The organism is Caulobacter sp. CCH9-E1, from assembly GCF_001556515.1.
Lineage (GTDB): Bacteria > Pseudomonadota > Alphaproteobacteria > Caulobacterales > Caulobacteraceae > Caulobacter.
In genome coordinates, this window is sequence record NZ_LSJA01000391.1 from 1 (window position 1) to 8,720 (window position 8,720).

Sequence of the window (8,720 nt, forward strand, 5' to 3'; positions counted from 1 at the left end):
CCACCGAGATCCATGGCGACGGCGCGAAGGTGAACGGCCTGACCTACAAGGACCGCAACGGCGACGCGACCCACCGCGTCGATCTGGAAGGCGTGTTCGTGCAGATCGGCCTGGTCCCCAACACCGAGTGGCTGAAGGAGTCCGGCGTTGCCCTGACCCCGCGCGGCGAGATCGAGGTGGATTATCGCGGCGAGACGTCGATCCCCGGCGTGTTCGCCGCCGGCGACGCGACCACGACGCCGTACAAGCAGATCATCATCGCCATGGGCGAGGGCGCCAAGGCCTCGCTCAGCGCCTTCGACTACCTGATCCGCCTGCCGGCCGAGGCCTCGCAGGTCGCGGCCTAGGTTCGTCGCCCATCGCTAGACCAAGCTAACGCCGTCCGGGACGATCCCGGGCGGCGTTCTTCGTGCGCGCTTGACGTCCGCCGATTCTCGCAACATATGAAGTTGCATGAGAAGGAACAGTCAGCTTTCCGGCGTGCTGCACGTGCTGCTGCACATGGCCGAACACGACCGCCCGTCCACCTCGGAGGAGCTGGCCAAGGCCATGTCCACCAATCCCGTGGTGGTGCGGCGCATTCTCGGCGGCCTGCGCGACGCTGGCCTTGTGGCGTCCGAAAAAGGCCATGGCGGCGGCTGGACGATCGCGCGGCCGCTTGAGGACATCACGATGCTGCAGGTGCACGAAGCCCTCGGTGCGGCGGAGTTGCTAGCCATCGGCAACCGCACCGAAGCCCCTTCGTGCCTCGTCGAGCAGGCGGTCAACAACGCCCTAGGCGCGGTGTTCGACCAGGCCGAGGCGGTGCTGAGGGCCGGCTTCGGCGCGGTGACACTGGCCATGCTCAGGCGGGATTTCCACGCCGGCATGACCGCGCGTATCCAAGAGGCGACCCATGCGTCCTGAGGACGGTTCCAAACAGTTCCTGGCGGCGTTTTCGGACCCGGAGGCGGTCGCCAAGTACGCCGATGGCCCCCGCCGCTTCGTGCCGGGTCTGGAGGCGATGCACACCCTTTGCGGCCTGCTGCTGACCGAGCGGGCGCCTGAAGACGCCCGCATCCTGGTCGTCGGCGCTGGCGGCGGCCTTGAGTTGAGGGCGCTGGCGAGCGCCCATCCGGGCTGGACGTTCGTAGGCGTCGACCCCGCCGCCGAGATGCTGCGCCAGGCCGAGCGCACCCTCGGGCCGCTGGCCGATCGCGTCGAGCTGGTCGAGGGCTATGTCGAGGATGTCGCGGCCGAGGGGTTCGACGGAGCCACCTGCCTGCTGACCCTGCATTTCCTGGATCGCGCCGAACGCGTGCGCACGGCCGCCGCTATCCGCGAAAGGCTGAAACCTGGCGCCCCATTCGTCGCCGCGCACGGCAGCTTCCCGCAGGGGGCGGGCGAACGCGACCTCTGGCTCGACCGCTACGCCGCCTTCGCCATCTCCCAGGGGGTCGAGGCTGAAGAGGCCTTCGGCGCTCGTTCGGCCGTATCGGCCATGGCCGGCATGATCGCGCCCGAGGAAGACGAGGCCGTCCTGCGTGAGGCGGGCTTTCACGACGTGGCGATGTTCTGGGCCGCCTTCACCTGGCGCGGTTGGGCCGGCTACGCCTGAGCAAGGCCTACGCCGGCGGAAAACAAGAACGCCGCCCGGGATCGCTCCCGGGCGGCGATGATCCACGACTGGTCGCGGCGCTGGCTGAACACCTTGGTGATCCCGTCGAGGCGATCCTCCAGCGTGCCCTTTCCCAGTTTTAAAAGCTTGATGACGGTCGCTGCCCGCGGCGACGTCAAACCGTCATGTGCTAGCGATATGGCGACGCTCTGCCTTGGAGTTCGCTCATGCTTCCCCTGCTCGCCGCCCTGGCGGTCGCCGCCGCCCCCTGCCCCGCCTCGGACGAGAGCGCGCCGTGCATTCGGCAGCGGATGGACGCCCTGCCGATGAACGAGCTGATGGCCGTCGGCACGCACAATTCCTACAAGCAGCTCATCCCGGCCGACGAGATGGCGGCCATGGTCGCCGCGCGCGGCCAGGCCGCCCTCGGCGTCGACTACGGCCATCGCCGTCTGGCCGAGCAGCTGGACGCCGGCGCGCGCCAGATCGAACTGGACGTCGTGGCTGATCCCGACGGCGGCCGCTACGCCAAGCCGCTGACGGTTTTCGGCCAAGGGACGGCCCTGCCGCCCGAAGTGGCCGCGGCCCTGGCCAAGCCGGGCTTCAAGACCATCCACATGACCGATGTGGACTTCCGCGTCTCGTGCGTGACCTTCGTCTCGTGCCTGCAGGAGGTCCGCGCCTGGTCGGACGCCCACCGCGACCACGCGCCGATCTTGATCATGCTGAACGCCAAGGAAGGCGAGGCCACCGTACCGGGCGGCGTCAAGCCCCTGGCCTTCACCGAAGGTCTGTTCGACGCGCTGGACGCCGAGATCCGCTCGGTGTTTGGCGATGATCGCCTGATCACCCCCGACCAGGTCCAGGGCAAGGCCAGGACCCTGCGCGAGGCGGTGCTGGCGGGTGGCTGGCCCAAGATCGGCCAGGCGCGCGGCAAGGTGTTCTTCGCCTTGGACGAAGACCCCGCCAAGGTCGCGATCTATCGCGGCAAGCGCGCCTCGCTGGAGGGCCGGGCGATGTTCGTCAACACCGACGAGGCCTCGCCGGCCGCCGCCTATCTGACGCTGAACGATCCGGTCGCCCAGAAGGACCGCATCGCCGCGGCCGTGAAGGCCGGCTTCATCGTCCGCACCCGCGCCGACGCCGACACCTGGGAAGCGCGCCGCAACGACGTCAACCGCCGCACCGCCGCCTTCACCAGCGGCGCCCAGTATGTCTCGACCGACTACATGTGGCCCGATCCGCGCTTTGCCGGCGGCTACACCGTGCGCCTGACTGGCGGCGACGTGGCGATCTGCAATCCGGTGCGCGAGCCCAAGGCCTGCGACAATCTTCCGATCGAGGCCCTGCCGGGGACGCCGGAACGCGGCTATCTCCAGCCCGAGGCGCGTCCGGACCTGACCAAGATCCTCGCCCCGCCGCCGCAGCCGGGCTCGCCCCGCGCCATCGCCGACGCCGCCGTCTTCGACCAGAGCCGCGCGATCAAGGACAAGGACCCGGCGCGCTGGGCCGAGGCGACGGCCGACGTCAGCGGCCCCGCCTTCGGTCACTTCGAAAAGGCCCTGGGCGTAAAGCTCACCGCCCAGAACGCCCCGATCCTGTCGGCCCTGCTGGAGCGCGCCGGCGACGACCGCTCGCCCGTCAGCGTCGCCAAGCATTTCTGGGGGACCAAGCGCCCCTATATCGGCAAGGACTCCGCCCCGGTCTGCGAGCCCAAGCGGCCCGACCTGACCGCCAATCCCGACTATCCGTCCGGTCACTCGGCCTTCGGCGGCCACGTCGCCATGATCCTGGCCGAGGTCGTCCCCTCGCGCGCCGACGCCCTCTACGCGCGCGGCCGCGACTACGCCGACAGCCGCTGGATCTGCGGCAGCCACACCCTCAGCGCCACCGAGGCCGGCCTCCAGTCGGGCGAGGTGATCTACGCCGCCCAGCACCGCTCCGAGACCTTCCTGCGCGACATCGCCATGGCCCGGGCCGAGGTCGCGGCGGTGATGGCGGCGGCGAGAAAGTAGGGCCCTCGCCCTACCCCCGCGCCGCACGTCCGGCCCGCACCGCCGCCGCCAGGTCGTCCAGCATACGGACGGACGTCTCCCAATCCACGCAGGCGTCGGTAACCGACTGGCCGTAGGTCAGGGGCTGGCCCGGGACGATGTCCTGGCGGCCGGCGACGAGGTGGCTCTCGATCATCACGCCCATGATCGGCGAGGCGCCGGTCGCCACCTGGGCGCACACGTCGGCGACCACCGCCGGCTGGTTCTCGTGGTTCTTGCCGCTGTTGGCGTGGCTGACATCGACCATGATCCGCTCGGCCAGGCCGGCTTTCCTGAGGACCTCGGCGGCGGCCGCGACGCTGGCGGCGTCGTAGTTCGGCGTCTTGCCGCCGCGCAGGACGAGGTGGCAGTCGCCGTTGCCGGTAGTCGTGGCGATCGCCGCGCGGCCCTCCTTGGTCACGGCCAGGAAGTGGTGCGGCTGGCTGGCGGCGGTCACGGCGTCGACCGCCACCTTCACGTCGCCATTGGTGCCGTTCTTGAAGCCCACCGGGCACGACAGGCCAGACGCCATCTCGCGGTGGATCTGGCTCTCGGTCGTGCGCGCGCCGATCGCGCCCCAGGCCACCAGGTCGGCGATGTACTGCGGCGTCGTCACGTCCAGGAACTCGCAGGCGGCCGGCAGGCCCTGGGCGCTGACGTCCAGCAGCACCCGCCGCGCCAGCCGCAGGCCCTCGTTGATGCGGAAGCCGCCGTCCAGGTCCGGGTCGTTGATCAGGCCCTTCCAGCCGACCGTGGTGCGGGGCTTTTCGAAATAGACCCGCATGATGATCTCCAGCTCGCCCGCGTGACGTTGGCGCTCGGCGGCCAGGCGCTGGGCGTACTCCAGGGCGGCCTTGGGGTCGTGGATCGAGCACGGCCCGATCACCACCACCAGGCGGTCGTCGCGCCCGTGCAGGATCTCGTGGACCGCGCGGCGGCCGGCGCCGACGACCTCGGCCACCGACGAGGTGGCGGGGGCCTCGCCGATCACCTGGGCGGGCGGACTGAGGGTCTGGAGTTTCTCGATCCGCAGGTCGTCGGTCGGGACCGGCAGCGAGACGATATGGGCGGCGGAAGACGGCATGGATGGCTCCGGAAGATGTCTGGGAAGGTCCGGCGGCCATCAAAAAAGCCGCCCGGGGGTCCCCTGGCGGCTGGTGAAGGTGTTCTTAAGTGGCCCTGATCTCAGGCCGAACGAAACCCTCCCGGCGCCAGAGGCGTCGGATAGCTAAAATACCAAAACAGCGTGTGGCTGGCGGCGAGGGTCATCGTCGTTGAGCTTAAAGGGATGTTTCTTGGGAGTCGACCCCTCTCCCCTTGCGGGAGAGGGTGGCCCGGAGGGCCGGGTGAGGGGTCGCGCGGCAAGCGCCGAGAAACCCCTCATCCGTCGGCGTCGCCGACACCTTCTCCCGCAAGGGGAGAAGGGTTCCGACTAGGCCTCGGCCATCGCCTGGCCGCGCACCAGGGCGGCGTAGGTGTCCATCAGGTCCAGCGACAGCTTGCCGGGCGTGAACTTGAACTCGCCGATCTCCGAGACCGGGGTAACCTCGGCGGCGGTGCCGACGATGAAGCATTCGGTGAAGCCCGCGAGCTCTTCCTTCTGGATGTGGCGCTCGACGACCTCGATGCCCTTGTCCTTGGCGATGGCGATCACCGTGCGGCGGGTGATGCCGTCCAGGAAGCAGTCGGGCTTGGGGGTGTGCAGCACGCCGTCCTTGACGAAGAAGACGTTGGCGCCGGTCGCCTCGGCCACATAGCCGCGATAGTCCAGCATCATCGCGTCGGCGTAGCCATCCTTCTCGGCGGCGTGCTTGGAGATGGTGCAGATCATGTAGAGGCCGGCGGCCTTGGCGGCGGTCGGGGCGGTCTTCGGGTCCGGACGCTGGTACTTGGCCCAGGTCAGGCGGATGCCCTTGGCCTTGGTGGCCGGGTCGAAATAGCTGGGCCATTCCCAGACCGCGATGGCGACGTGGATCTTGGTCTGCTGCGCCGAGACGCCGATCATCTCGCTGCCGCGCCAGGCGATCGGACGCACGTAGCAGTCCTTAAGGCCATTCTTCGCCGCCGTCGCCTTGCAGGCCTCGTCGATCTCGGCCACCGTGTAGGGGATCTTGAAGTCGAGGATCTCGGCCGACTTGAAGAGGCGCTCGGTATGTTCGGTCAGCTTGAAAATCTCACCGCCGTACATCCGCTCGCCCTCGAAGACGGACGAGGCGTAGTGCAGGCCGTGGGTCAGGACGTGCACCTTCGCTTCGCGCCAGGGCACGAACTGGCCGTCCAGCCAGATCCAACCATCACGATCGTCGAAGGGAACCAGAGACATCGGCCCAAGACCTCCTTATGAAAACCCGGCCCTTAGACGCCCGGTGGATGGGCGCGTCAAATAAAATGGACTCCGCGCGATGATAGCCCCGCTGCAGCCCGGTTCGGACGATCCCCGTCTGATCCTCCGTGAGGAGGAACTGGACGGCGGGCTGGAACTGATCCTGCTGGCCGAGGCCTCGCTGTGGGCCGCCGTCGACGCGGCGCTGGAGAGCGAGAGCGTGGGTCTTGGCCGTTCGCACTGGCGCGCGACCTTCCTGCTGCGCCGCCGTCCGGGGATCGGGGTGCAGGACCTGTCGAAGCTGACCAGCCTGTCCAAGCAGGCCGCCAGCCGCACCTTGGCCGACCTCCAGAAGGCCGGGCTGGTCGAGCGCGGGTCTGGCGAGCTGGACGGCCGCCGCCGCCCCGCGACCCTGACCCCCGACGGCGTGGCCTTCGAGCAGCGGACGGCCGAGCGCCTGCGGGCGCTCTTGGCGCGGGCCTACCGCACGGGCGGCCTGGACGGCGTGGCCGGCGCGAGGCGCATCCTGGCGGCCCTGGCCGGCCCCCGCCAGGGCGTCGGCGCGCCGCGGCGCCAGAACGTGTGAGGCCAAACCGCGTGAGAATAGCGCCATGACTCCGGACGAGCGCCGCGAGCGCCACCTGCTGGTCGTCGACGACGACGACCGCCTGCGCAAGCTGATCAAGGAATTCCTGGGCCGCGCCGGCTTCCGCGTCACCGCCGCCTCGAACGCGGCGGGGGCCGACAAGCTGTTCGAGGCGCTGGATTTCGACCTGATGGTGCTGGACGTGATGATGCCGGGCGAGGACGGCATGGCCTTCACCAAGCGGCTGCGCGCCAAGGGCGGCGAGGCCGGTCGCACGCCGATCCTGATGCTGACCGCCCGCGATCAGACCGCCGACCGGATCGAGGGCCTCTCGAACGGCGTCGACGACTATCTGGGCAAGCCGTTCGAGCCGCAGGAGCTCCTGCTGCGCATCGAGGCGATCCTGCGCCGCTCGTCGGCGCGCCCGGTCGGGACCCGCACCGCCGCCCTCAGCCTGGGCCGCTGCACGTTCGAGCCCGAGCGCGGCGAACTGACCTGCGACGGCGAGGTGATCCGCCTGACCGAGGCCGAGGTCACCCTGATGCGGCGCCTGGCCCGCTCGGCCCACGAACCGGTCGATCGCCTGGAGCTGGCTCGCGACACCGCCGACGCCACCGGCCGCGCCGTCGACGTCCAGGTCACCCGTCTGCGCCGCAAGATCGAGCCCGATCCGAAAAATCCGCGCTATCTGCAGACCGTGCGCGGGATCGGGTATCGGCTGGCGCCGGATTGATCCCGCGGTGCCCCTCTCCACCCGCCTTAACCTGCCGCCCTTCCTCAAGCGCCTGCTGCCGACCTCGCTGTTCGGGCGGAGCCTCTTGATCATCATCCTGCCAGTGGCGGTGATGCAGATCGCGGTGACCTGGGCGTTCTTCGACGCCCACTGGCAGTCGGTGACCAGCAAGCTGTCCGAGGGCCTGGCGGGCGACATCGCTTGGGCCGTGCAGTCCTACGAGGACGATCCCAGCCCCGCCGCCGTCGAGAAGCTGGCCAAGCGGGCCGAGGATTCGATGTCGCTGTCGATCGCCTTCCAGAAGGGCCGCAAGCTGCCGACCAGCCGCCGGCCGTCGCTGTTCGCGGCCCTGGACCGTTCGCTGCAGCAGGCCCTGGACGACCGGCTCGACAACCCGTTCTGGTTCGATACCACCCGCTACACCGCCTATATCGACATCCGGGTGCAGGTGAAGGACGGGGTCCTGCAGATCTACGCCCTGCGCGACCGGGCCTACGCCACCCAGGGGCACATCTTCATCCTCTGGATGGTGGTGGCGACCATGCTGCTGACGGCGATCGCCATCCTGTTCATCCGCAACCAGGTGCGGGCCATCGAGCGCCTGGCCGACGCCGCCGACGCCTTCGGCCGGGGCGAGGAGCACGACTTCAAGCCGCACGGCGCGCGCGAGGTGCGCAAGGCCGCCCGCGCCTTCCTGGCCATGAAGGCCCGCATCGTCCGCCATATCGAGCAGCGCACCGCCCTTTTGGCCAGCGTCAGTCACGACCTGCGCACGCCCCTGACCCGCCTGAAGCTGGAAATGGCGATGTCCGAGCCCAGCGAACAGCTGGAGGCGATGAAGGGCGACCTGGCCGAAATGGAGCACATGATCGACGAGTACCTGGCCTTCGCCCGCGGCGAGGGCGGCGAGGACGCGCGGGTGGTCGATCTCTCCGAACTGATCGAGGGCGTGGTCGCCGACGCCGAGCGCGGCGGGGCCGTGGTCGAGACCGAGATCGCGCCGAGACTGGAAGCGCGACTGCGGCCGCTGGCCTTCCGCCGCGCCCTGGCCAACCTGGTCGATAACGGCGTCGCCCACGCCGACCACGTCAAGGTCACGGCCACCGCCCGCCAGACGGGCGGGGTCGAGATCGCCGTCGACGACGACGGTCCCGGCATCCCCGAGGACCGCTACGAGGAGGCCTTCAAGCCGTTCTCGCGCCTCGACGAGAGCCGGAACCAGAACGAGAAGGGCGTCGGCCTAGGCCTCGCCATCGCCCGCGACATGGCGCGCGGCCTGGGCGGAGACCTGGTGCTGTCACGGTCGGCGATGGGGGGATTAAGGGCGCTGATCCGGTTGCCGGGGTAGGGCTCAATCGTTCCTCCCCCGCGATGCGGGGGAGGTGGCCCAGAGGGCCGGAGGGGGCGAGCTCGGTTTAGGCCGCATTGGCCCCCTCAGTCGCTCCGCG

10 protein-coding genes and 1 pseudogene are annotated in these 8,720 nt (G+C 69.6%); 7 read left to right on the forward strand and 4 right to left on the reverse strand.

What is annotated here, in order from left to right; all coding sequences use genetic code 11:
- The 3 genes from AX690_RS21845 to AX690_RS21855 all read left to right on the forward strand — a co-directional run.
- On the forward strand, positions 1–347 hold a 347-nt coding region (locus AX690_RS21845), incomplete at its 5' end, for an FAD-dependent oxidoreductase (RefSeq protein WP_197426939.1).
- A gap of 106 nt (positions 348–453) precedes the next feature.
- Entirely contained in the window at positions 454–906 is a 453-nt protein-coding gene (locus AX690_RS21850) for an Rrf2 family transcriptional regulator (protein ID WP_066684646.1), read from the forward strand.
- The gene (locus tag AX690_RS21855; RefSeq protein ID WP_066684649.1) at positions 896–1,597 is read left to right on the forward strand and encodes a class I SAM-dependent methyltransferase; all 702 of its coding nucleotides are present in this window, start codon (positions 896–898) and stop codon (positions 1,595–1,597) included. The genes AX690_RS21850 and AX690_RS21855 overlap by 11 nt, the downstream gene beginning before the upstream one ends.
- On the opposite strand, the gene AX690_RS21860 is transcribed toward AX690_RS21855, so the two are convergent.
- Complete coding sequence (locus AX690_RS21860) at positions 1,588–1,776, reverse strand: hypothetical protein (RefSeq protein WP_066684652.1); 189 nt, start codon at positions 1,774–1,776, stop codon at positions 1,588–1,590. The genes AX690_RS21855 and AX690_RS21860 overlap by 10 nt on opposite strands.
- 48 nt (positions 1,777–1,824) lie before the next feature.
- Here AX690_RS21860 and AX690_RS23830 point away from each other — a divergent pair.
- Positions 1,825–2,940, forward strand: a pseudogene (locus AX690_RS23830) (phosphatidylinositol-specific phospholipase C1-like protein); the annotation flags it as partial.
- A gap of 682 nt (positions 2,941–3,622) precedes the next feature.
- Here the strand turns inward: AX690_RS23830 and AX690_RS21870 are convergent.
- The 3 genes from AX690_RS21870 to AX690_RS21875 form a co-directional block, all read right to left on the reverse strand.
- Positions 3,623–4,714 carry a 3-deoxy-7-phosphoheptulonate synthase gene (locus AX690_RS21870; protein ID WP_066684655.1) on the reverse strand — a complete coding sequence of 364 codons (1,092 nt, stop codon included), beginning with the start codon at positions 4,712–4,714 and terminating at the stop codon, positions 3,623–3,625.
- 101 nt (positions 4,715–4,815) lie between these two features.
- Complete coding sequence (locus AX690_RS24345) at positions 4,816–4,899, reverse strand: hypothetical protein (RefSeq protein ID WP_106907040.1); 84 nt, start codon at positions 4,897–4,899, stop codon at positions 4,816–4,818.
- 163 nt (positions 4,900–5,062) lie between these two features.
- Entirely contained in the window at positions 5,063–5,953 is an 891-nt protein-coding gene (locus AX690_RS21875; RefSeq protein WP_066684658.1) for a branched-chain amino acid aminotransferase, read from the reverse strand.
- Between the two features lie 79 nt (positions 5,954–6,032).
- On the opposite strand from AX690_RS21875, the gene AX690_RS21880 reads away from it, so the two are divergent.
- The 3 genes from AX690_RS21880 to AX690_RS21890 are packed head-to-tail and all read left to right on the forward strand — an operon-like array spanning position 6,033 to position 8,620.
- Positions 6,033–6,539: a MarR family winged helix-turn-helix transcriptional regulator gene (locus AX690_RS21880; RefSeq protein WP_066684660.1), complete on the forward strand. Its 507-nt coding sequence runs from the start codon at positions 6,033–6,035 to the stop codon at positions 6,537–6,539.
- 25 nt (positions 6,540–6,564) lie between these two features.
- The gene (locus tag AX690_RS21885; protein ID WP_066684662.1) at positions 6,565–7,272 is read left to right on the forward strand and encodes a response regulator; all 708 of its coding nucleotides are present in this window, start codon (positions 6,565–6,567) and stop codon (positions 7,270–7,272) included.
- Positions 7,273–7,279: 7 nt separating this feature from the next.
- On the forward strand, positions 7,280–8,620 hold the full coding sequence (locus tag AX690_RS21890) for an ATP-binding protein (protein WP_066730569.1): 1,341 nt from the start codon (positions 7,280–7,282) through the stop codon (positions 8,618–8,620).
- Positions 8,621–8,720: the final 100 nt, after the last annotated feature.

Excerpts from the sequence above, each read along its gene's own strand:
- AX690_RS21850 (WP_066684646.1), top strand. The coding sequence starts at position 454 with ATGAGAAGGAACAGTCAGCTTTCCGGCGTGCTGCACGTGCTGCTGCAC.
- AX690_RS21855 (WP_066684649.1), top strand. The coding sequence starts at position 896 with ATGCGTCCTGAGGACGGTTCCAAACAGTTCCTGGCGGCGTTTTCGGAC.
- AX690_RS21870 (WP_066684655.1), bottom strand. The coding sequence starts at position 4,714 with ATGCCGTCTTCCGCCGCCCATATCGTCTCGCTGCCGGTCCCGACCGAC.
- AX690_RS24345 (WP_106907040.1), bottom strand. The coding sequence starts at position 4,899 with ATGACCCTCGCCGCCAGCCACACGCTGTTTTGGTATTTTAGCTATCCG.
- AX690_RS21875 (WP_066684658.1), bottom strand. The coding sequence starts at position 5,953 with ATGTCTCTGGTTCCCTTCGACGATCGTGATGGTTGGATCTGGCTGGAC.
- AX690_RS21880 (WP_066684660.1), top strand. The coding sequence starts at position 6,033 with ATGATAGCCCCGCTGCAGCCCGGTTCGGACGATCCCCGTCTGATCCTC.
- AX690_RS21885 (WP_066684662.1), top strand. The coding sequence starts at position 6,565 with ATGACTCCGGACGAGCGCCGCGAGCGCCACCTGCTGGTCGTCGACGAC.